This window comes from Polynucleobacter sp. es-EL-1 (genome assembly GCF_018687975.1).
Taxonomy (GTDB): domain Bacteria; phylum Pseudomonadota; class Gammaproteobacteria; order Burkholderiales; family Burkholderiaceae; genus Polynucleobacter.
The window spans coordinates 1,304,114-1,325,621 of record NZ_CP061310.1 but is presented as its reverse complement, the minus strand read 5'-3'; the positions used below and the strand labels follow the sequence as shown (position 1 = coordinate 1,325,621).

Below are 21,508 nucleotides of genomic sequence, written 5' to 3'. Positions count from 1 at the left end.
CGAAGCTTGATTACAGCAGGCTTTTATGCTGATCAAGATGACCCAATTTATTTGCTTTGGGCAAAAATAATGCCCTCTTCTAAATAGTTTGTTAAACTACTGCCCTGTTATGCGGGAATAGCTCAGCTGGTAGAGCGATACCTTGCCAAGGTATAGGTCGGGAGTTCGAACCTCCTTTCCCGCTCCAAGTTCGATGGGAAGCCCTCAAAAGCTTCCCATTTTCGATTTCAGATATGGCGCGTTGGCCGAGTGGTTAGGCAGGAGCCTGCAAAGCTTCGTACGGGGGTTCGATTCCCTCACGCGCCTCCAGTGATTTTGCTTGACCACTGGGGCACATTCCCTAAAATACTTAATATAAAAAGTATTAGTGATTTTGTAGTGCATTCTTACTAGAGAGAAGATATGACCAAACTGAAGCGACTCCACTATCTTTTTGCAGCATCGGCACTGGTTTTACTGGTCAGTGCCTGCGCGACCTCCGGAGACTCTGCTACTGGCACCCCTAATGAGGTTGAGGAGATTCAGACACAGCTTTTAGGTGATATGCCATTGCCCGCTGCTTCAAAAATCATTGGAGCTGATTCGTTGATTATTGGTCGTGGTGATAACTGGGTAGGTCGCGTAGTGCTATCAGGTGTACAAACCCCAACGGACATTTATGCTTTCTTCCAATCTGAGTATCCTCGCGCAGGTTGGACTACTATCAGTGCAGTCAAATCTAAAACCAGCATTTTGGTTTTCACAAAAGGTGACCGCACGTCTACGATTGAGTTAAATGAAGGTTCTTTCACAGGACCTAAAACCTTGATTACGATTACTGCATCACCCAAGAATGCGAATGTGGTTGCACCGAGCAGAAAGTAATCAGTAATTTCTAACCAACAAAAAGGCCTCGTTTAGAGGCCTTTTGCTTTGTGTGGCTGGTGTTATAGGCCTTCAGCCCTGATAAGTCCTACTGCTTGACCTTCAATGGCAAAGTTCGGTTGACGACTATCGACCACGATATTTTTGAACTCTGGGTTCTCAGCTTGTAATTCAATCACTAAGCCATCGGCAGTTTTCTTTTGGTTCCAGCGTTTGACTGTTACCTCATCATCTAAGCGGGCCACTACGATATCCCCGTTGCGGACTTCAGAAGTTTTTCGGACAGCTAAATAATCACCATCCAAAATGCCAGCATCGCGCATGCTCATGCCAACTACTTTTAGTAAGTAATCGGCACCCTTGCTAAATAAGCTTGGGTCAATCGGCACTTGTTTTTCAATATGCTCGACAGCCATGATAGGTGATCCCGCAGCAACGCGGCCAATGAGTGGCAGGGTAAGTTGCTGAAGTGCGCCAGATGGTAAAGACATCTGGCGAAACTTATTGGGATTGTGAGATTGATTAAATCGTTGTGGAATGCGAATACCACGAGATGTGCCTGGAGTCAGTTCGATGTACCCTTTTTTTGCTAGGGCGCGCAAGTGCTCCTCGGCTGCATTGGCAGAGGCAAAGCCTAGTTGCGATGCGATTTCTGCGCGAGTTGGAGGTGAACCACTCTCATCAATTGCGTTAGTAATAAGATCCAAAATTTCACTCTGACGTGCAGTGAGTTTGGGGAGGGCAGTCAGCTCCTCAGGAAAATCGACTGTATTTATGTCCATACTGGGATTGTATACAGCACTTTTTGATAATTCAAGCAAATTGAAGGCGGATAATGGGGTATGAGCTCAAATTTAAGTCAATCCGTACAGTCTGCACACATTTTGGTTCTGGGTATGGGGGGCACTATTGCTGGCCTGGCCCAAAATCCCCAAGATCAGCCAATGAACTATCAGGCAGGTCAGCTTGGAGTCAATGATTTGGTGAGACATGTGCAGTCAGCAATTCCTGATGGAATCGAGGTGCTTTCCAGTCAAATTGCCAATATCAATAGCCGTGATTTAACTGATGCGCACTTAACTTCTCTTGGTCTGGCAGTTCAAGAGGCCCTGAATAACGCTCAAGTCCGTGGGATTGTGATTACCCATGGCACGGATACATTGGAGGAAACCGGTCTATTTTTGCAGGCCGTTTGCGGCAAGCTGGCCCATCGCCTAGGCAAGAGGGTCATTTTGACTGGCGCAATGCTGCCCAGTAATGCGCCTCAAGCTGATGGCCCTTCCAATCTTCTAGATGCGCTGCGTTGGGCTTGCACAGCAATCGATAACTGTCCAGGCGGAATTTATGCCGTGATGGATGGTCGTGGCTGTATGGCTATGGATTTGGCAAAGCGTCATGCCCAATCCCTGAACGCCCTCATTCAGGATTCGCCAACTAGTTCTGTCGGCCTGATTAATCCTTCATGGCTCGCTGGTGTGAAGTCAGTTCAAGCGCTTTGGGACGAAGATTTACCCATTCCCGCTGCAGGCGAGTGGCCGTGGGTAGAGATCTTGACCTGTCATGCTGGAGCTAGGCCAGAAACACTACGGCAGTGGCTTGGTAGCAAAGCCCAAGGTCTTGTAATCGCTGGAACGGGTAATGGCGGAATTCATGCTGCTTGGTTGGCGCCACTGACGGATTTGATTGATCAGGGAATTGCTGTTGTGAGAACAAATCGGACCGGGGCGGGGGCAACAGTCCAAGACCTGCCTGAAATCGATCTACCTTCCTGCCTAGCAAGTGGCAAGCTTTCAGCCCCAAAAGCCAGAATTGCGCTGCAATTAGCCATCAATGCTGCAAAACAGGCCAAATTAGTCGGTAAACCCCTGACTTGGCAGGATTTTTTTGCTAGAATAGCGGACTTACCGGAAATTCGGTAAGGTCTTCAAAAGCAGTAAATATGTGTAGTTCGTTTTACCTACAATTTGTTACTACCTTGTCACACTGGCGCTAACTTTAAAACCATCGGAAGTTAGCAAGACGCCCAGGTGACTTTATCCCTAAGGAGTGTTAGATGCGTCATTATGAAATCGTCTTTATCGTCCACCCGGACCAAAGCGAGCAAGTACCTGCGATGATCGATCGCTACAAAGCGACTTTAGCTGCTGCTGGCGGCAAAATTCATCGCATGGAAGATTGGGGTCGTCGTCAGATGGCTTACATGATCGACAAGCTTGCTAAAGCCCATTACGTTTGTATGAATATTGAGTGCGACCAGAAAACTCTGGACGAGCTCGAGCACGCATTCAAATTTAACGATGCTGTTTTGCGTCACCTCATCATCAAGACAAAGAAAGCTGAAACAGAGCCTTCTATCATGATGAAAGAAGTGCAACGTGAAGAAGCGCGCAAATCAGCTCAATCCGACGCTCCAGTAGCAGCGGCTTAAGTTAGAAATTTGAAGAGGAATACACAGACTAGAAAACGTATCAGAGTGACGGAGCGGCGTTGAATCATTTCACCCTAACTGCATTCTTGGTATCTAAAGACGCGATTCGATTTACACCAGCAGGAATACCGGTGATGCATTGTCAGCTAGAGCATAGTGGCGAGGTAAACGAGGTAGGGGTTGCTAGGAAAATTCAGATGAGTGTTGAAGCCATCGCAATCGGCCCAATACAAAAGGGCATAGAGCAAATGGATTTAGGAGCCGAGGCAGTGTTTGAAGGATTCTTAGCACCCAAGACTCTACGTAATCAAAGACTTGTTTTCCATATTACCCATATTCAATTGAAAAATTAAAAGAGGAAATCATCATGGCGTTTGGAAAGAAACCCGATTTCAAAAAGAAACCAGCTCAGAACCCATTGTTCAAGCGTAAGCGTTATTGCCGTTTCACTGTTGCTGGCGTAGAACAGATCGACTACAAAGATGTAGATACATTGAAGGACTTCATTGGCGAAAACGCCAAAATTACTCCTGCTCGTTTGACTGGCACAAAAGCAAAATATCAGCGTCAGTTAGACACTGCTATCAAGCGTGCTCGTTTCTTGGCCTTGTTGCCATTCTCCGATCAACATAAGAAATAATTAGGAGCCCTCAATGCAAATCATTCTTTTAGAAAAAGTAATTAACTTGGGCAACCTTGGCGACATTGTTCGCGTTAAAGACGGTTACGCTCGCAATTTCTTAATCCCTCAACGTAAAGCCCGTCGTGCTACTGAGTCAGCGATTGCTGATTTCGCAGTTCGCCGTGCTGAGCTTGAAAAAGTGGCTGCTGAGAAATTGGCTGCTGCTGAAGCGGTTGGCGCAAAGCTCAAGGACTTGGTTCTTGAAATCGGTCAAAAAGCTGGCGTTGATGGCCGCTTGTTTGGTTCAGTAACCAATCACGATATTGCTGATGCTTTGAAAGCCAAAGGCTTCGTTATTGAAAAAGCTTCTGTACGTATGCCTACTGGCCCATTAAAGATGGTTGGTGATCACCCTGTAGCGGTTGCTGTTCATACCGATGTAGTGGTGGATATCACTATCCGTGTTGTTGGCGAGCAAGCGTAAGTTTAAGATCTGTAATAAAGCCTCATGGCTGAATCCCGTTCACGTTCCCTTACGCCAAATCCCGGCATGATGGGTTCTGGGGATGCAGTCGTGCAGGCCTTAAAAGTACCGCCGCATTCTGTAGAAGCCGAGCAATCATTGCTCGGTGGTCTACTCATCGATAACTCCTCATGGGACAACCTAGGTGGAGTATTAAACGATAAAGATTTCTATCGCCCTGAGCATGCTTTGATCTATAAGGTCATCGCCCGTTTGGTTGGCGACAATCACCCCGCCGACGTAATCACTGTTTATGATGCAGTGAAGTCTGAGCAGGGCGGTGATTTAGTCAGTATTGACTACCTGAATTCATTAGCGCAAAACACACCAAGTGCAGCGAACATCAAAGGCTATGCCGATATTGTTCGTGACCGTAGCATTCTGCGTCGCTTAATTGAGGTTTCAGACAGCATTGTGAATTCTGCATTCGTCCCAGAAGGTCGGACTGTAAGAACCTTATTGGATGAAGCTGAGTCCCGTATTTTGCAGATTGGCGAAGAGGGAAGTCGCAAAGCCGATTATCTGGAAATTGAACCTTTACTAAGAACAGTTGTTGCTCGTATCGACGAGCTATACAACCGTCAAGGTGGTAGCGATATTACCGGGATTGCCACCGGCTTCATTGATTTAGATAAACAAACTAGTGGATTGCAAAAAGGTGATTTAGTCATTGTTGCTGGAAGACCTTCAATGGGTAAGGCGCAGCCATTAGATGCTAAAGTAAAAACGGTTGATGGTTGGAAGTTGATGGGTGATTTGCGTTTTGGCGATCGCATAGCCTCTGTGGATGGCCGGCATTCTATGGTCACCGGCATCTACCCGCAAGGTGCAAAGCAGATATACAAAGTGACGTTTTCTGATGGTCGTGAAGCTGAGTGCTGTGATGAGCATCTATGGCGTGTCATGTATCGTGATTGGGATGCTCCCAAGGTAATTAATACTGCGCGTTTAATGGAAATGCTCTCTTGTGTTCGCTACAAGAATCGTCTGTGGATAGATCCTGTTTCTGGTGATTTTGGTCACTCAAATGTATTGCCAATTAACCCATGGGTTTTGGGCGCATTGCTCGGTGATGGAACTTTAGCCTTATCCCATGGTAGCGTTATGTTCTCGACCAAGTCTCCAGAGCTTATTGAGCGTATGAATGCACTTGCTGGGTATGAGATGGAGTTGGTTCACGCTAATGCATATGACTGGAGATTGGTTTCCAAAGCCAGAATCGCTTCTAATGGCCAGCGTCAGTCTGTGCCAACAAATTATTTCCGCTCTGCCTTACAAGATATAGGTGTACTGGGCTGCAGAAGTTTTGATAAATATATTCCTGCTACTTATCTTGAGGCAAATAAGACCTCTCGTCTCGCACTCTTTCAAGGTCTGATGGACACCGATGGCTGGATTGAGAAGTGGGGCTCTATTCGTTTTTGTACAGCGAGCAAGCAATTATCCGAAGATGTTGCATCCTTGGCGAGATCATTGGGCGGATTTTGCTCAATCGCTCAAAAACAAACAAGCTACAGCTACAGGGGTGAGAAGAAGCAGGGGCGCCTATCATATGTTCTGAATATGAGTTTTGGCCCTGGCTTTCAAGCATTTACTTTGCCTGAAAAGAAGGAAAGACTCAGATCAACTTGGGATCGCCAGCGCAGACTTACCTTTAAGAGTGTCGAGCCATCCAGAGTTGCTCAGGCGCAGTGCATTTCGGTGAGTCATCCCGATAGAACCTACATCACGAATGACTATGTAGTGACGCATAACACTGCTTTTGCATTAAACATTGCTGAGAATGTCGCCTTGGCTGAAGGTTTGCCCGTTGTAGTGTTCTCTATGGAGATGTCGGGTGAGCAATTGGCAGCGCGTTTACTAGGATCGGTAGGGCGCGTTGACCAAGGTCGTATGCGAACTGGTAAGTTGCAAGATGATGAGTGGCCACGCGTAACCGATGCAATTGCCCGTTTAAGTAATACCCAAATTTTGATCGATGAAACTGGCTCCTTATCCAGCCTTGAACTACGTGCACGTGCACGCCGTATTGCGCGTAACTTTGGTGGAACATTAGGTCTGGTTGTGATTGATTACTTGCAGTTGATGAGTGGCTCTGGTTCAGAGAATCGAGCAACGGAGATTTCTGAAATTTCACGTTCTCTCAAATCACTCGCAAAAGAATTGCAGTGCCCAGTGGTAGCGCTATCTCAGCTTAATCGTGGTCTAGAGCAGCGCCCCAACAAGCGCCCCATCATGTCTGATTTACGTGAGTCAGGTGCGATTGAGCAAGATGCTGACTTAATTATGTTTATCTACAGGGATGAGGTTTATCACCCCGATACCACGACAGATAAGGGTGTAGCGGAGATTATTATTGGTAAACAGCGTAATGGCCCTATTGGCACAGTGCGCCTAAGCTGGCAAGGCCCTTATACCAAGTTCGATAACTTGGCGATGGGATCTATCGGCTACTCTTCTGGTGGGTATGAGCCGTTCTAATTCAAAGCCTAAAATTGGAAAAAAAGCCTCGCACTGCGAGGCTTTTTAGCTCTGGTGGGCATTAATTTAAGTAAATTACTTCACAGCTATATTTTGTGCTGCCACTGGTGAAGGAAATCCGGCTGACGTTAATGACTCACTCATCACACGATTGCTTTCAAAATAGACCTGCCAATAATGATTGTTATTGCAATAAGGGCGCACTGCCAATACTGGACCAACAAGATTGAATTCCAATATATTTACTTCAACAGCTGGCTCTTGTAGTACGTTTGGAATAGAGGCGATCTTTTCGCGCAGGAGTTTCATGGCAGCATTTTGATCTGCTGCACTAGAGAGTTGGCATTTAAGATCAACGCGACGATAAGAGCTATGACTAAAGTTTTGAATGGTATCACCCAAAATTTTGGTATTACCAACCATTGTTGCAATATTGTCTGGCGTATAGATAGTGGATGAAAACAGTCCAATCTCCTTAACTGTTCCAGTTACACCGCCTGCAGTAACGAAGTCACCAACTTTGAAGGGTCGCAACACAATCACAAATACACCCGCTGCAAAATTAGAGAGGAGGCCTGCCCAAGCGGCGCCGATTGCTACGCCAGCAGTAGCAATTAAGGCAGCAAAGCTGGTTGTTTGAATGCCGAAATAGCCCAGAATACCAATCACTAGAAGGATATTCAGGGTCACAGAAACAACCGATCTAGTGTATCGAAGGATTGTTGCGTCTAGTTTCTGCTGTTCCAAGCCTTTACTGAGAATGCTGAGAGCAAGTCCAATGAGCCACCGCCCTATCAGCCAAAATGCAATGGCTGCCAGAATTTTGAGGCCAATATCGGTAGCCGCAGTAACCAGAATTTCCTGAATTCGGTTTACATCAATTTCTTTCATTACTTCATTCCCGTATTAATTACATTTAAAAATATCAAAATTTTCACCATAGGATTAATTGTTGAGCCGAATCTATATTAGCCTTTGGGTTAATAGATATTATCCAAATGGCTAATTATTATTCACATAATCCAAAGATCACCTCCAGACCAGATTAACTTAATTTTTAGCTATTTTGATATGAAATACCCATTTTTCTCGTACCAATTTTCCTTATTGGGTCTATTAGGCGCCTTATTTGTTGTTGGTTCATGTGGACCCGCATTAGCCCAGTCTACAGGGGGTTGCGATTCTTATGCTCCAAATACTACAAGCGGCACTTCTCAAACGGTGAGCTGTAACAGTAGCATCAGTCCCGCAGCAACAGAGGGTGTTACTTCAACGGCAAATTCTACAAGTATTGGCAATAACGTTACAGTGAATGTTGACAATGGAACATCCTTAGTCATTAATGGCTCAACAATAGGTATTGGTAGTAATGCAAATATCAGCAACCATGGCAATTTAAATACGAGTGCATTCTATTATGGATATGGCATGTCATCAGGGGCTAATGGGCGCTCTCAGGCAGGCGGTAGCACCCTACTAAATGCTTCTGATGGCACCATCTACACTGGTGGAGGATATGCGGCAGGGATGTATGTGAGCGCAACAAATGCTTCGTCAGCTGCTAATTCACTAACAAATGATGGAGCAATTCAAACAGATGGTATTGGGGCCGCTGGTATGCGATTGGTTTCTGGTGCAAGCTCTGGAGGTGTTGTAAATTTAATTGTAAATAGTGGCACGATTATTACTAACGGTGTATCAGCCCACGGTATTCAAGTTTCGGGTGCAGGCGCTGTGACTATTGAAAATACTGGAACAATTAGAGCAAATGGCTCAAATGCCTTCGGCATATATTCTGCCGGGAATATCACTACACTGACCAATTCTCAAGGCGGATCAACACCGCTAACCTTTTCTGGCATTGCCCCTAGTAATTACAACGTAGTAGTTACAAGTCCAAGCAACTATGGAAAGTTAGATGCTAGCAATGGAGTAATTTCCGGAGTAATGAATTTTGGAATTAATAACACCTCAAGTTTAGCTTTTGATACCACATATGCCACTGTATTGAATGGTGTAAAGATTAATAATATTGGTAACTCTTATGGAACTTTTACCTCTGGAGGAAATACCTATCAATGGGCGTTAGCGCATCGAATTAATGGTTCAGCAGATGAAACAGATCTGGTCATTTTGCCGGTGGTTCAGCCTACATTGGAAGCACTCGAGGAAGTATTAGCTGCTGAGTCTTATTTGATTGCCCCAATTTATTTGGATACGCAGACTTCACTCAATTTAATGGGTACGGCTTTGCAGGGATTATTTGCTATGCAATCAGCAGGAGTTATTAACGGCATGGGTTATGACTGCCAGCTGTTTGGAGGTAATAATATTTGCGTTTCTGCTGGCGGTAGATTTACCAACGTGAGTACTTATCCATATAACAATACTAGCGGATTGATTATTGGGGCATACCGATTCTCTGATCATATTCGTTTTGGAGGCTATCTTGATCAAAATCTCTCACAGAGCACGCCAGGGGGAATTGTTCAATTAAATAATGGCAGCCCCATGGTGGGGATTTTTGGAGTTTGGTCTCAAAATATGGATGGAACTGGTGCGGAAGCAAAGATATCTGCTGGTTATGCAAATAAGGATGCTACGCTCACTCGTCCAGTTGTGGGAGTATCTGAAGCTGGCGCTGGCTCTACATCGCTAACTACTCAAGGAGTGATGGGCCTATTAAAGTATGGTTTTGCTATTGGCAATAGGTCTGTTGTATCTCCTTACATTGGAATGAGATACGTTGCGGGAGGAATGGGCTCTTACAGTGAAGGTCAATCAAACACAGTCTCTAGCCCTTTAACTTATAACGCAATTGATAACTACACCACTACAGCGCTAGTAGGCCTCATGAGTAGTCATCGCCTTGCTGAAAGAACTAGTCTACTGATAAGCGCGGGCGTGGAAAAAGATACGAATGCAAATATTGGAAATTTAATCACTACAGGTAATGGTGAGTTTAATGTTGCCATGAATAATAATTACCGTAGCGTAAGGCCAACAGCAAGCCTAGGAGCCTTTCATGATTTGAGTGCCCATGAGCGAATTGGTCTTTCAGCTATTTATCGTCAGGAAGCATATCAAGCGCTCACCTCAACAACAGTAATGGCGACCTATACAGTCGGTCTGTAACTTACTTCTCAGAGTTTGTTGAAGTTAGCCTTCGAGCTTCAGTAAATCTAGCTGCCCAGTAAGGTTTGGTGATGTATTCAAGTCGTACTGTTCCCCCGGCGCTGGGTGCATGAACAAATCTACCTTGCCCAACATATATTCCTGCATGGGAATATTTTTCGCCGGTAGTATTGAAGAAGACGAGGTCACCAGGGGCGGGGGGTTGGCCATCAACGCTTTGCCCTTTTCTACTCATCTCTTTAATAGTTCTTGGCAATTTGATATTTGCTGATTTGGAATAGACATAAGCAATCAGGCCGCTGCAATCAAAGCCACTCTTAGGAGTATTTCCGCCGTAGCGATAGGGCACACCCACTAAGCCTACTGCAGCAATAGAGATATCCTCTGTACCAACGCTGGCATCTTGCTTAAATTGCGATACCTTAGCGGTATTCGATTTGGCAGAAAATGTACTGCAACCTGAAAGCACTAGAACGCAAATAAAAATGCCGCACCCTATTAGGGCACGGCATGAGTGCTGATTATCAGAGCGCGTCTGCAGCATGATCCGCAAGACGTGAACGCTCCCCACGGGCAAGCGTCACATGTCCACCATGACGCCAACCTTTGAAGCGATCCACTACATAAGTGAGGCCTGAAGAGCCTTCGGTGAGATAAGGGGTATCGATCTGGGCGATATTGCCAAGACAAACAATTTTTGTTCCTGGGCCAGCACGAGTCACTAAGGTTTTCATTTGTTTGGGGGTTAAGTTCTGCGCTTCGTCAATGATGACAAATTTGCTTACAAAAGTCCGGCCCCGCATGAAGTTCATGCTCTTGACTTTAATACGTGAACGGATGAGTTCCTGAGTAGCTGCACGACCCCATTCCCCTGCACCACCATCTTCATTGCGTTGAAGGACTTCAAGGTTGTCATCAAATGCGCCCATCCAAGGCTGCATCTTCTCTTCTTCGGTGCCTGGTAAGAAGCCAATATCTTCACCGACAGGCACGGTTGCACGCGTGATGATGATTTCGTTGTAACGTTTACTGTCCAAGACTTGTTCAAGTCCAGCAGCCAATGCCAATAAAGTTTTACCAGTACCCGCTTGACCTAATAAGGTAATGAAATCAACTTCTGGATTCATCAAGAGGTTCATAGCAAAGTTCTGCTCACGATTGCGCGCAGTCACACTCCAAACATTATTCTTTTGATGAGAAAAATCTCTCAAGGTTTGCAGGAGGGCGGTCTTGCCATTAATTTCTTTTACTTGAGCGTAAAAAGGCGTGGAGCCATCGGGATTTTCTTGATATACAAATTGATTAACTAACATGCTTGGTACCGTTGGCCCAGTCACCCTGTAGAACATCGTGCCTGACTTACCATCAGCCCAACTTTCCATATCTTTGCCATGCTTTGGCCAAAAGTCTGCCGGAAGGGTCATCACCCCAGAGTACATTAAGTCACGATCTTCTAAAACCTGATCATTGAAATAATCTTCTGCAGGGAGGCCTAAGGCGCGCGCCTTAATACGCATATTGATGTCTTTAGACACCAGCACTACCTCTTGGCCTTTGCGGGTTTTTTGCAGCTCGCTGACTACCGCCAAGATGAGATTGTCACCTTTACCCTCTGGTAAGCCCTCTGGAAGGGCTTGGGTGGTCAGTTTGGTCTGAAAGAATAGGCGCCCTGAAACATCTTGGTTGCCTAATTTATTGAGGGGGATGCCCTCATCTAATGAGCCACTCGTTCCTGCCACTAATTGATCTAAGGATCGGCTTACTGTACGCGCATTGCGGGCAACCTCAGTCATCCCCTTTTTATGGTTATCCAATTCCTCCAAAGTTGTCATTGGCAAGAATAGGTCGTGCTCTGAGAAGCGAAAGAGAGAGCTTGGGTCATGCATTAATACGTTGGTATCTAGTACAAACAGACTTGGTGGTCCGGTACGAATAATACGTTTTGGCTTTTCTGGAGTACTTGCTATGGATTTACCACCCCGTTCATTGCGCGTAATAGTGCGATGATCAGTTTTAATTTTCGCAAGAGCAACTTCAGCCTCTGATAGATCTTCCTCGGTATCAGCCAGCCATTCTGTTGCATGCGTTTCCATCACAACTGGTTTTGCTGGGGCAGGACGTTTCTTTAAATCGGGAGTGTCTTTATTGCTAATTTTGACTTGGCCAGCAATTTGAGTTGGGATTGGGGGCAATGGCATGCAGACTCTCCTAAAAGAAAAAACCGCCAAGCAGATTGCATTGACGGTTTGTAATGAAACTGGCTGTAAAACAATCTAAAAAACGGCGGGGGTTACTTGCCTTGCCTGATCTGAAATATTCAGGCTGATGAGTCAAACGGATTGTTAGACTTTCCCGTCGTTTACGGTGCATATGAACTACTTTACCCCAATTTTTGGGCTTTGCAAGTACCCCAGATTAAATTAATCAAAAAATTATTTTGTTTCTTGGGCAGCTTGTAATACCTCTGTCACATGTCCGGGAACCTTAAGTCCACGCCACTCTTTTACCAGGTTTCCAGCAGAGTCAAAAAGAAAAGTGCTGCGCTCTACGCCGCGTACTTGTTTGCCATACATGTTCTTCATTTTCATGACCCCAAAGAGTTGGCAAAGGGTCTCATCAGTATCTGCGACTAACTCAAAAGGCAACTCGAGCTTGCTACGGAAATTATCATGAGATTTCAGGCTATCTCGAGAGACTCCCACAATCAGGGTATTTGCTTTAGTAAACGCTTCGATATTGTCACGAAATTCCCCAGACTCAGCGGTGCAACCTGGAGTCATGTCTTTTGGGTAAAAGTAAATCACTAGCTTTTTACCTTTGGCGGATTCTGGCGTAAAGGTCAATCCAGATGTTGCTGGAATAGCGCATTTGGGGATTGGTTTGCCAATTTCTACTGTCATGATTCTCTCGCTTATTTATCTTACTTCTGGTTCAAATACTTAGACTGCCTGCAAAATCAGTTCACCACTACGATTGGGTATCTCGCCCCAAGTAACCGGTTCAATGGCTATTTTATCGAGTTGTTTCGTCGCCACCCAAGATTGATGGAGTTCGCCCATGGTGACTAAGTCATGGCCCTGATTGAGCCATCCCATGATGAGTTGCTCGAATGCAGGCAATAGCTTTTGACCCTCTAATTCAGCATGTAGGGTAAATACTTGATCATTCGGGTTGCTTTGGGTGATCTCAAGGAGCTTTTTAACGGCGCCAAACTCATCAGCATCATCAATTCCAATCAGCTCATCAAACGTAGGCAATGTTGTGGGGTATTGAACATGCTTGGCTGTACCAGAGGGCAATGCAAAGCGGTAGGGCATCAGATTCGGTTTTGCTCTGCCGTCTGATGAATATTGAATGCCCCACTCATCAAGCTGCTCAAATGCTGCTTCATTCATTTGCCAACCGGCAGCTCCATAGGTTACTGGTGTATGTCCAAATATTTCACTAAAACGATCCCAGCTTTTTTGCATTTGCGCTTTTGTCCACTGTGGATCACGATGGCGGACCGCATCTTGCCAAGCCACATGATCCCAAGTGTGAATACCTGTTTCATGACCAGCAGCATCAATGGCGCGCATTTCTGCAGCAGCTTGTTTACCAATATCAGGACCTGGCAATAAGACGCCATAGAGCAATGTTTTGATGCCATAGTGCTCAACTACGGAGGTACGACTGACTTTTTTCAGAAAGCCAGGACGAAATACCCGTTTAAGTGCCCAGCCAGTATGGTCGGGTCCTAAGCTAAATAAAAAGGTTGCCTTAAGGCCAAAGCGATCCAGAGTGCGCGCTAGATTAGGTACGCCTTCTTTAGTGCCACGTAAGGTATCAACGTCTACCTTGAGTGCAATTTTTGCCATGAAGCTGTGAAGTTACTTTCGCTTATTCGGTGTCGACTAAGTGACGCGCTTTCTCAACATCTTGGCGATAAGCTTCAAAAATGTTCTTGAGCGCATCGCCCATCGTCGTTGTTGGCTTCCAGCCAAGTTCACTCATAGTGTTATCGATTGCGGGAACGCGATTTTGCACATCCTGGTAGCCTTCACCGTAGTAGGCACCTGAAGTGGTTTCTACAATCTTCACTTCATTTGCAGTCTTAGCGTACTCCGGAATACTGCGAGCAATCTCCAACATCTGATTGGCGAGTTCGCGAACAGAGTGATTATTTTTAGGATTGCCAATGTTGTAGATCTTGCCATTGGCAATGCCATCTTTGTTATCGATGATGCGCATCAGGGCATCGATACCATCATCCACATACGTGAAGGCGCGCTTTTGCGCACCACCATCCACCAAGTTAATGGGCTCGCCGCGAACAATATGGCCCAAGAATTGAGTGACTACGCGGGAAGAACCCTCTTTTGGGGTGTAAATGCTATCAAGGCCTGGGCCAATCCAGTTAAATGGACGGAAGAGGGTAAAGCGGAGGCCTTCCATGCCATAACCCCAGATCACGCGATCCATCAATTGTTTAGAGCAAGCGTAGATCCAGCGTGGTTTATTGATGGGGCCGTAAACCATATTCGATTTTGCAGGATCAAACTCACTGTCTTCACACATCCCATAGACTTCAGATGTTGATGGGAAGACTAAATGCTTTTTGTATTTCACAGCAGAGCGCACGATCGGCAAGTTTGCTTCAAAGTCCAGCTCGAAAACCTTTAAAGGCTGCTGAACATAGGTTGCTGGAGTGGCAATGGCCACTAGAGGCAAGATCACATCACATTTGCGAATATGGTACTCAACCCATTCTTTATTGATGGTGATATCACCTTCGAAAAAATGCATGCGCGGATGGTTGACTAAGTCACCAAGGCGATCATTTTGCATATCCATGCCGTAGACATCCCAGTCGGTTGTTTCTAGGATGCGCTTTGAAAGGTGGTGGCCGATAAAGCCGTTTACGCCAAGAATGAGTACTTTTTTCATCTTTACTGCCTCGTTTTTTAATCTAAAGGGTGCTGCTGTATTCATTAGCTGTTTGCTGGGTACCAATTCAGTATCGCAACCGCTTTTTGGTCTCCGCAAACGCCGAATACCTGATTATCAACCACTTGGATGCCAGGGGTCTGAAGATTGAGTTGGGCCGGTAGGGTGCCCTCTAAGCTAGTTTGAGCCACAATCATGCGTTGACCTTGCCAGTCTGTAAAAGCGCCAGGATAGGGCGGTGCAACGGCTCTGACGAGGTCGTGAACCTGTTTAGCGCTTTGTTCCCAATGAATTTGCCCATCAGCAGGCTTGCGGCCCCCAAAATAACTGCCTTGGCTCAGAAGATTAGGCGATCTGGGTACTCGACCATGAACCAGTGCTGGCAAAACCTGGGTTAAAACATCCACAGCAGCCGAGCTGACCTTGCCAAAGACATCGGTAGCGGTTTCATTTGGACCAATGGGAACGGCTGACTGACCAACAATATCCCCCGCATCTGGCTTAGCTTCCATGATGTGTAAAGTGGCGCCAGTTTGGGTTTCGCCATGCAAAATAGCCCAATTGACTGGTGCGCGCCCACGATACTTCGGTAGCAGTGAGCCATGCATATTGAGAGCCGCAATTTTGGCGCAAGCAAGTAGCTCGGCAGGAATCATATAGCGGTAATAAAACGAGAATAGATAGTCTGGTGCTAATGTTTGGATTTGCGGAATCAACCCTATTAATTGATTGGCATTAGGCGTGATGTAAGGAATATTTTTATCCTCACACAGCTTAGCCACACTTCCGAACCACACATTCTCATTGGGATCATCTTGATGGGTTATCACCAGATCTACTTGAATGCCCGCATTGAGTAAAGCCTTGAGGCAATTGACGCCAACATCGTGATAAGCAAAGACGACTGCGTGCAATTATTTTTTCTCTAAAACAGTTTGCACAACATAGCGAGGACGCTCACGAACTTGTTGGTAGATACGGCCAATGTATTCACCAAGGAGACCAAGGCCAAAGAGCATCACACCTATCAAGAAGAATGTCAGTGCGAAGAGGGTAAAGACTCCTTCAACCTCGGCACCCAATACAAAGCGACGTACCAGCAAGTAAGCAAAGAGGCTACCTGCGGCAAGCGCAAGCAACATGCCCAAAATCGAAAAGATCTGTAAAGGCATGACAGAAAAACCGGTCACTAAATCAAAGTTTAGACGAATGAGTTGATAAAGGCTGTATTTGGATTCACCAGCAAAGCGCTCTTCATGTTTAACGGTGATTTCAGTGGGGTTCGCTGCAAAAGTGAATGCAAGAGCTGGAATAAAGGTGTTGCTCTCGTCGCACTGACGCACGAGATCAACAATGCGACGACTATAGCCGCGCAACATGCAGCCTTGATCCGTCATCGTGATGCGGGTAATTTTTTGGCGCAAGTGGTTCATTGCACGTGAGGCAAATTTCCTAAAGAAGCTATCGCGACGGTTTGCACGAATCGTCCCAACATAATCATGACCTTGAAGTAGTTGATTGACTAGCGCATCAATTTCTTCTGGTGGGTTTTGGAGGTCTGCATCTAATGTAATGATGTATTGACCTCGGGCGTACTCAAAGCCAGCCATGATGGCCATGTGTTGACCAAAGTTACTATGAAATAACACGGCGCGAGTAACATCCGGTCTTAATTCCACTTGCTTGGCTAGCAGGCCAGCAGAGCGATCTTTGCTGCCATCATTGACAAACACCACCTCATAGCTGATCTGATGTTTGCTCGCAGTAGCATCTAGCGCTGGATAAAGGCGATCAAAGAGGGCCTGAAGTCCATCTTCCTCGTTATAAACGGGAATAACGATACTTAGTTGAGGATTGCTCGTTTGGGTTGCTAAATTCGCAGTCATCCTGCAATTTTGCCTGATCTTGGCTCTGAACCCCAATTCTGTAAGAAAGAGCGTCCTATGAGCTAGTTTTTAAGGTGATTTTTCAAAATGGCAATGAGCGTTCGAGCGATACGGCCAATATCCTCATCCGCCATCCCGGGGAAGAGTGGCAGAGTCAAAATTGAGCGACCAATACGCTGTGCATTTGGAGTTGACTGAGTTTGATAGCCGAGCTTCTGATACAGCGTAAAACCAGTAATGATCGGGTAGTGAACTCCAGTACCGATGCCTTGATCTTTTAACTCAGTCATGATTTGGGCGCGGTCAACATTCAACTGATCAAGAGGTAAAACCACTTGGAACATATGCCAGTTGCTGTCACTGAAGTTCTCTACAGGAAGCTCTAGTTTGAGTTGCTCCAAACCAGCAGTCTTGAGCTCACTTCGAATCACATCAAAATATTGTCTAGCCAAGGCGCTTCTGCGCGCCTGAAAAGCAGGTAGTTGTTTAAGCTGATGAAGTCCAATGACTGCATTGACATCGGTGAGGTTGTCTTTGCCGCCTAGTACATCAACATCCATGCCATCCATACCTTGGCGGGTGAGACCTTGCAGGCGCAACTTCTCTGCAAGCTTTGCTTCATCTGCATTATTAAGAACAAGGCATCCACCTTCAACAGTAGATAAGTTTTTATTGGCTTGAAAGCTAAAGCTCACCAAATCACCAATGCTGCCAATCTTTTGACCTTGCCATTGCGAGCCAAATGCTTGAGCGGCATCTTCAATAACGCGCAAGTTATGTTCTTTGGCAAGCGAGTACAGATGATCCATGTCAACTGGTAAGCCAGCCAAATAAACCGGCATGATGGCGCGCGTCTTAGGTGTTATGGCTGCAGATACTTTATTTAAATCAATATTGCGTGTAACTGGATCAATATCTACAAAGACTGGGGTAGCGCCCACACTCAAAATAACGTTAGAGGTTGCAACCCAGGAAATGGGGGTTGTAATGACTTCATCTCCAGGTCCAATACCGGCAACCTGCAGGGCGATTTTCATGGTTGCCGTACCGTTGGCAAAGCAACGCACTGGGCGTCCACCAAAGTATTCACTTAATGTCGCTTCAAACTCGGCAAGCTTGGGTCCAGAAGTAACCCAGCCAGAGCGCAGAACTTGGGCTACCGCATCAATCGTTTCTTGATCGAAGTGCGGGCGCGTAAAGGGAATAAAAGGGAGTTGAGATTCGTTAGTAGTCATAGTAGGAGATGAGCTTATTGCGTAGAAGTGCTTGTGGGCTCAGGATGTTTCACAATTACCCGTCTTGAATCTCGTCCCACCTCTTGCATGGGTACATTTAATTTTTGCAACTCAACATATTGCTCTGGAACCATTAATGCATAAGCAGTTTGATCTTCGGACCAGCGCTCAATAAAAGCATCTAAGGTCGGCAACCATAGCTGCGGTTCTTGTTTAACCCCAAACTCCAGTTCATCTGGGAACTCTACCATCACCATGGTTTTGCCTAAATAGAAAGGCACCGTGTGATCCAGAATTCGCACGGAATAAAAATTGACCTTATCAGGAATGGTCGCCTTTACTTTTTCTGCTAAGTCGATTCCCGAAACTGCGCGCCCAAGGGTCTCGTGACCCGTGCCCGCAATGAGTGCGCAAAGAAAAAAGCCGCTTGCAAAACTCGTCATACTTGCCAAGCCATTACGTTTGCTTTGCATCAGTGCAAGCAAGCTAAAAATGACCAAGGTAATCAATGCCGCAATAATCCAGTAGGTGTACTGAGCATAGGCTTCAATTTCATCTGGTCTGGCTTGTTTGCTGACTTGATCCAAGAAGAAAAAGCCCGCAATACCAAATAGCGCAAAGAAGGCAGTTTGTAATTGCCAAGGCAGTTTCAAGCTGTTGCTAAATCCTAAATTCCTGTCGAGGCGATTGCCAACAATCAACGCTAGGGCAGGAAAGATCGGAATAATGTATCCCGGTAATTTGGATTGCGAAAGGCTAAAGAATCCCAGAATGACTGCAAACCAGCAGGTTAGTAACCAGCCGCTGGAGAACTGTCGATTTCGTTCTTGCCATGCCTGTCCGATGGCACCAGGAATTTGCGCAACCCAAGGGAGGAAGCCCAAGATCAGTAGTGGGATGAAAAAATAAATGGGCCCCGTCCTGCTATGCGCAGTCTGAGTAAAGCGTTGCAAATGCTCATGAATAAAAAAGAACTCTAAGAATTCTGGATTACGTTGTGCCACTAGAACAAACCAAGGTGCAGTAATTGCTAAAAAAACAATCGTGCCGCTAATGATGTAAAGACGCTTCCAGATTTTCCAATCCCAAGCAGTGATGGAGTACACCATGAATACCATGCCGGGAATGGCAAGCCCAATGACCCCCTTGGATAAAGTGGCTAGGCCCATCAATGCCCAGCAAGCCCACATCCAGTGACGAGTGCCGCTTTGCAGTCGAGAAGTTTGCGCTAGTAGGAGGCTGCAAAGTGCCGCAACCAAAAATGCAGATAAGCCCATATCCAATGAATTGATATGGCCACCAATGACCCACATGGGGCTGGAGGCTAAAACAAGTGCGGCTATCCATCCCGCTCGGGCGTTATAGATGCGTGCGCCAGTAAAGCCAACAAACAAAATCGTGAGAAAGCCTGTAAGAGCTGTCCAAAGCCTTGCCTGCCAATCACCGATGCCAAACAGATTAAAAGCAGTTGCTGTTGCCCAAATTTGTAGAGGCGGCTTTTCAAAATATTTATATCCGTTATAACGCGGGGTTACCCAGTCACCAGTAACCAACATCTCTCTAGAGATCTCGGCATAACGACCTTCATCTGATGGAATGAGGTGGCGGTAATTGAGAGTGCCAAACCATAGCAATCCATAAATCAGCACCAGGATCAAAATCTTGACGGGATTTAAGGCTGAAGATTGTCTAATTTGACCAAATTGCATTAGGGTACTTCCACGATTAAGGCCAACAAGACCCGTCGACCCTCACCAACGAGAATGTTGTATGTGCGGCAGGCTGCTTGAGAGTCCATGACTTCAAAGCCAATTTTGGCCTCAATCAGGGTTTTGAGCAGCTCCGGTCTTGGAAAGCGCTGGCGATTGCCGGTACCAATCAGGATTAATTCAGGCTTAAGAGCGGCCATTTGGGTGAAATTGGCTGCAGCTAGCCCATCAAAAGATTTGACGGGCCATTCTTCAATATTGCCATCAGAGCTCAATAAAACAGCATGGTTATAGGGTGTCTTATTGATCTCGACATAGCCGTCTCCGTAACCGGTGATCGTATTGGCTCCAGAATGGGGGTCAGATTGAAGCTTCACATGGACTCTCTGTCATAATTATGTGGATTATAGCCAGCTGTTTTTTCCTAGATTTCAAGAACTTACCCTTAATTTATTGTGAAACCGATCCTAAAGTCCGAAAAACTCAATGACGTCTGCTACGACATACGCGGGCCAGTGCTGGAGCTTGCCCAGCGGATGGAGGAAGAGGGGCACAAAATTATCAAATTAAACATTGGTAATGTAGGGGTCTTTGGCTTTGATCCTCCCGAAGAGATTCAGTTGGACATGATTCGCAATTTGGGTAACGCTTCAGCCTACTCTGATTCCAAGGGAATTTTTGCTGCGCGCAAGGCAATCATGCAGTATTGCCAAGAAAAGGGCATCCAGGGCGTTGCTTTAGATGACATCTATACCGGCAATGGTGTTTCTGAACTCATTGTCTTGTCTATGAATGCCTTGCTCAATAATGGTGATGAAGTTCTGGTGCCTGCACCTGACTACCCGCTGTGGACTGCTGCGGTCAGTTTGTCGGGCGGCACTCCGATTCATTATCTTTGTGATGAAGCAAAAGAGTGGGCTCCAGATTTGGATGACCTGCGCAAAAAAATTACCCCGAAGACCAAAGCGATTGTGGTGATTAACCCCAACAATCCAACGGGCGCTATTTACTCTAAGGAAGTTTTGCAGGAGATCACAGCCATTGCACGTGAGCATGGCTTGATTTTGTTTGCCGACGAGATATACGACAAGATGCTGTATGACCAAGAGAAACATATCTCTTTGGCTTCGCTATCAACGGATGTTGTCATCATCACCTTTAATGGTTTATCCAAGAACTACCGCTCTTGTGGCTATCGTGCTGGGTGGATGATTGTGTCTGGCGATAAAGAGATGATTCGGGATTACATTGAAGGCCTCAATATGCTTTCTTCAATGCGTCTGTGTGCCAACGTCCCAGGTCAATACGCCATTCAAACAGCGCTTGGTGGCTATCAAAGCATTAATGATTTGGTGGCCGAAGGTGGTCGCTTAGCTAAGCAGCGTGATTTAGCTTGGAAGCTCATTACTGCAATTCCGGGTGTGACTTGTGTCAAACCCAAGTCTGCCCTTTATTTATTTCCAAGGCTTGATCCTGAAATTTACCCAATCAAGGATGATCAGCAATTTGTAGCTGATCTTCTAAAAGAAGAAAAAGTATTGCTAGTGCAAGGCTCTGGGTTTAACTGGGCTAAGCCTGATCACTTCCGTGTAGTGTTCTTACCTCACGAAGATGTGCTGACAGAAGCAATTGGTCGTCTGGCACGTTTTCTGGAGCGTTATCGTCAAAAGCATAGTCGTAAAGCGACTAATTAAACCGC

General features: G+C 45.9%; 21 protein-coding genes and 2 tRNA genes. 11 read left to right on the top strand and 12 right to left on the bottom strand.

What is annotated here, in order from left to right; translation table 11 throughout:
- The first annotated feature begins 111 nt into the window (after positions 1-111).
- The 3 genes from FD974_RS06780 to FD974_RS06770 all read left to right on the top strand — a co-directional run bounded on the left by FD974_RS06780 (position 112) and on the right by FD974_RS06770 (position 864).
- Positions 112-187, top strand: a tRNA-Gly gene (locus FD974_RS06780).
- A gap of 48 nt (positions 188-235) precedes the next feature.
- Positions 236-309 (top strand) — tRNA-Cys (locus FD974_RS06775).
- 93 nt (positions 310-402) lie between these two features.
- Positions 403-864, top strand: coding sequence for a hypothetical protein (locus tag FD974_RS06770; protein ID WP_215363690.1), 462 nt, complete (start codon positions 403-405; stop codon positions 862-864).
- A 62-nt stretch (positions 865-926) separates the two neighbouring features.
- Here FD974_RS06770 and lexA read toward each other — a convergent pair whose 3' ends face one another.
- Entirely contained in the window at positions 927-1,646 is a 720-nt protein-coding gene (gene lexA / locus FD974_RS06765; RefSeq protein WP_215363688.1) for a transcriptional repressor LexA, read from the bottom strand.
- A 60-nt stretch (positions 1,647-1,706) separates the two neighbouring features.
- Between lexA and FD974_RS06760 the strand changes: the two genes are divergently transcribed.
- The 6 genes from FD974_RS06760 (at position 1,707) to dnaB (ending at position 6,918) form a co-directional block, all read left to right on the top strand.
- Positions 1,707-2,783 carry an asparaginase gene (locus tag FD974_RS06760; protein ID WP_215363685.1) on the top strand — a complete coding sequence of 359 codons (1,077 nt, stop codon included), beginning with the start codon at positions 1,707-1,709 and terminating at the stop codon, positions 2,781-2,783.
- 134 nt (positions 2,784-2,917) lie between these two features.
- Positions 2,918-3,292: a 30S ribosomal protein S6 gene (gene rpsF, locus FD974_RS06755; protein WP_015421573.1), complete on the top strand. Its 375-nt coding sequence runs from the start codon at positions 2,918-2,920 to the stop codon at positions 3,290-3,292.
- A 59-nt stretch (positions 3,293-3,351) separates the two neighbouring features.
- Positions 3,352-3,645 carry a primosomal replication protein N gene (priB, locus tag FD974_RS06750; RefSeq protein ID WP_215363682.1) on the top strand — a complete coding sequence of 98 codons (294 nt, stop codon included), beginning with the start codon at positions 3,352-3,354 and terminating at the stop codon, positions 3,643-3,645.
- A gap of 14 nt (positions 3,646-3,659) precedes the next feature.
- Positions 3,660-3,932, top strand: a complete 273-nt coding sequence (gene rpsR / locus FD974_RS06745) for a 30S ribosomal protein S18 (RefSeq protein WP_076022861.1) — start codon at positions 3,660-3,662, stop codon at positions 3,930-3,932.
- Between the two features lie 13 nt (positions 3,933-3,945).
- The gene (rplI, locus tag FD974_RS06740; protein WP_215363679.1) at positions 3,946-4,398 is read left to right on the top strand and encodes a 50S ribosomal protein L9; all 453 of its coding nucleotides are present in this window, start codon (positions 3,946-3,948) and stop codon (positions 4,396-4,398) included.
- A gap of 24 nt (positions 4,399-4,422) precedes the next feature.
- Positions 4,423-6,918 carry a replicative DNA helicase gene (gene dnaB / locus FD974_RS06735; protein WP_371817107.1) on the top strand — a complete coding sequence of 832 codons (2,496 nt, stop codon included), beginning with the start codon at positions 4,423-4,425 and terminating at the stop codon, positions 6,916-6,918.
- A 75-nt stretch (positions 6,919-6,993) separates the two neighbouring features.
- Here the strand turns inward: dnaB and FD974_RS06730 are convergent, their stop codons facing one another.
- The gene (locus FD974_RS06730; protein ID WP_215363676.1) at positions 6,994-7,809 is read right to left on the bottom strand and encodes a mechanosensitive ion channel family protein; all 816 of its coding nucleotides are present in this window, start codon (positions 7,807-7,809) and stop codon (positions 6,994-6,996) included.
- Positions 7,810-7,989: 180 nt separating this feature from the next.
- Here FD974_RS06730 and FD974_RS06725 point away from each other — a divergent pair, with 180 nt between their 5' ends.
- Complete coding sequence (locus FD974_RS06725) at positions 7,990-10,053, top strand: autotransporter domain-containing protein (protein WP_215363674.1); 2,064 nt, start codon at positions 7,990-7,992, stop codon at positions 10,051-10,053.
- Position 10,054: 1 nt separating this feature from the next.
- On the opposite strand, the gene FD974_RS06720 is transcribed toward FD974_RS06725, so the two are convergent.
- From FD974_RS06720 to FD974_RS06675, 10 genes are all read right to left on the bottom strand, one after another.
- Complete coding sequence (locus FD974_RS06720) at positions 10,055-10,597, bottom strand: C40 family peptidase (protein WP_215363671.1); 543 nt, start codon at positions 10,595-10,597, stop codon at positions 10,055-10,057.
- Positions 10,578-12,251 carry a PhoH family protein gene (locus tag FD974_RS06715; RefSeq protein ID WP_215363668.1) on the bottom strand — a complete coding sequence of 558 codons (1,674 nt, stop codon included), beginning with the start codon at positions 12,249-12,251 and terminating at the stop codon, positions 10,578-10,580. Before FD974_RS06715 ends, FD974_RS06720 begins: the two co-directional genes overlap by 20 nt.
- A 234-nt stretch (positions 12,252-12,485) precedes the next feature.
- Complete coding sequence (locus tag FD974_RS06710; RefSeq protein ID WP_215363665.1) at positions 12,486-12,953, bottom strand: peroxiredoxin; 468 nt, start codon at positions 12,951-12,953, stop codon at positions 12,486-12,488.
- 39 nt (positions 12,954-12,992) lie between these two features.
- Positions 12,993-13,910, bottom strand: coding sequence for a polysaccharide deacetylase family protein (locus tag FD974_RS06705; protein ID WP_215363662.1), 918 nt, complete (start codon positions 13,908-13,910; stop codon positions 12,993-12,995).
- A 22-nt stretch (positions 13,911-13,932) separates the two neighbouring features.
- Positions 13,933-14,979: a bifunctional UDP-4-keto-pentose/UDP-xylose synthase gene (locus tag FD974_RS06700; protein WP_215363660.1), complete on the bottom strand. Its 1,047-nt coding sequence runs from the start codon at positions 14,977-14,979 to the stop codon at positions 13,933-13,935.
- Between the two features lie 44 nt (positions 14,980-15,023).
- Positions 15,024-15,893: a formyltransferase gene (locus FD974_RS06695; RefSeq protein ID WP_215363657.1), complete on the bottom strand. Its 870-nt coding sequence runs from the start codon at positions 15,891-15,893 to the stop codon at positions 15,024-15,026.
- Positions 15,894-16,865, bottom strand: a complete 972-nt coding sequence (locus tag FD974_RS06690; RefSeq protein WP_215363654.1) for a glycosyltransferase — start codon at positions 16,863-16,865, stop codon at positions 15,894-15,896.
- A 62-nt stretch (positions 16,866-16,927) separates the two neighbouring features.
- On the bottom strand, positions 16,928-18,100 hold the full coding sequence (locus FD974_RS06685) for a DegT/DnrJ/EryC1/StrS aminotransferase family protein (protein WP_215363651.1): 1,173 nt from the start codon (positions 18,098-18,100) through the stop codon (positions 16,928-16,930).
- A 14-nt stretch (positions 18,101-18,114) separates the two neighbouring features.
- The gene (locus FD974_RS06680) at positions 18,115-19,809 is read right to left on the bottom strand and encodes a glycosyltransferase family 39 protein (protein WP_215363648.1); all 1,695 of its coding nucleotides are present in this window, start codon (positions 19,807-19,809) and stop codon (positions 18,115-18,117) included.
- On the bottom strand, positions 19,809-20,186 hold the full coding sequence (locus tag FD974_RS06675; RefSeq protein WP_215363646.1) for an Mth938-like domain-containing protein: 378 nt from the start codon (positions 20,184-20,186) through the stop codon (positions 19,809-19,811). Before FD974_RS06675 ends, FD974_RS06680 begins: the two co-directional genes overlap by 1 nt.
- A gap of 78 nt (positions 20,187-20,264) precedes the next feature.
- Here FD974_RS06675 and FD974_RS06670 point away from each other — a divergent pair, with 78 nt between their 5' ends.
- Entirely contained in the window at positions 20,265-21,503 is a 1,239-nt protein-coding gene (locus FD974_RS06670; RefSeq protein ID WP_215363644.1) for a pyridoxal phosphate-dependent aminotransferase, read from the top strand.
- Positions 21,504-21,508: the final 5 nt, after the last annotated feature.

Excerpts from the sequence above, each read along its gene's own strand:
- FD974_RS06770 (WP_215363690.1), top strand. The coding sequence starts at position 403 with ATGACCAAACTGAAGCGACTCCACTATCTTTTTGCAGCATCGGCACTG.
- lexA (WP_215363688.1), bottom strand. The coding sequence starts at position 1,646 with ATGGACATAAATACAGTCGATTTTCCTGAGGAGCTGACTGCCCTCCCC.
- FD974_RS06760 (WP_215363685.1), top strand. The coding sequence starts at position 1,707 with ATGAGCTCAAATTTAAGTCAATCCGTACAGTCTGCACACATTTTGGTT.
- rpsF (WP_015421573.1), top strand. The coding sequence starts at position 2,918 with ATGCGTCATTATGAAATCGTCTTTATCGTCCACCCGGACCAAAGCGAG.
- rpsR (WP_076022861.1), top strand. The coding sequence starts at position 3,660 with ATGGCGTTTGGAAAGAAACCCGATTTCAAAAAGAAACCAGCTCAGAAC.
- rplI (WP_215363679.1), top strand. The coding sequence starts at position 3,946 with ATGCAAATCATTCTTTTAGAAAAAGTAATTAACTTGGGCAACCTTGGC.
- dnaB (WP_371817107.1), top strand. The coding sequence starts at position 4,423 with ATGGCTGAATCCCGTTCACGTTCCCTTACGCCAAATCCCGGCATGATG.
- FD974_RS06730 (WP_215363676.1), bottom strand. The coding sequence starts at position 7,809 with ATGAAAGAAATTGATGTAAACCGAATTCAGGAAATTCTGGTTACTGCG.
- FD974_RS06725 (WP_215363674.1), top strand. The coding sequence starts at position 7,990 with ATGAAATACCCATTTTTCTCGTACCAATTTTCCTTATTGGGTCTATTA.
- FD974_RS06720 (WP_215363671.1), bottom strand. The coding sequence starts at position 10,597 with ATGCTGCAGACGCGCTCTGATAATCAGCACTCATGCCGTGCCCTAATA.
- FD974_RS06715 (WP_215363668.1), bottom strand. The coding sequence starts at position 12,251 with ATGCCATTGCCCCCAATCCCAACTCAAATTGCTGGCCAAGTCAAAATT.
- FD974_RS06710 (WP_215363665.1), bottom strand. The coding sequence starts at position 12,953 with ATGACAGTAGAAATTGGCAAACCAATCCCCAAATGCGCTATTCCAGCA.
- FD974_RS06705 (WP_215363662.1), bottom strand. The coding sequence starts at position 13,910 with ATGGCAAAAATTGCACTCAAGGTAGACGTTGATACCTTACGTGGCACT.
- FD974_RS06700 (WP_215363660.1), bottom strand. The coding sequence starts at position 14,979 with ATGAAAAAAGTACTCATTCTTGGCGTAAACGGCTTTATCGGCCACCAC.
- FD974_RS06690 (WP_215363654.1), bottom strand. The coding sequence starts at position 16,865 with ATGACTGCGAATTTAGCAACCCAAACGAGCAATCCTCAACTAAGTATC.
- FD974_RS06685 (WP_215363651.1), bottom strand. The coding sequence starts at position 18,100 with ATGACTACTAACGAATCTCAACTCCCTTTTATTCCCTTTACGCGCCCG.
- FD974_RS06680 (WP_215363648.1), bottom strand. The coding sequence starts at position 19,809 with ATGCAATTTGGTCAAATTAGACAATCTTCAGCCTTAAATCCCGTCAAG.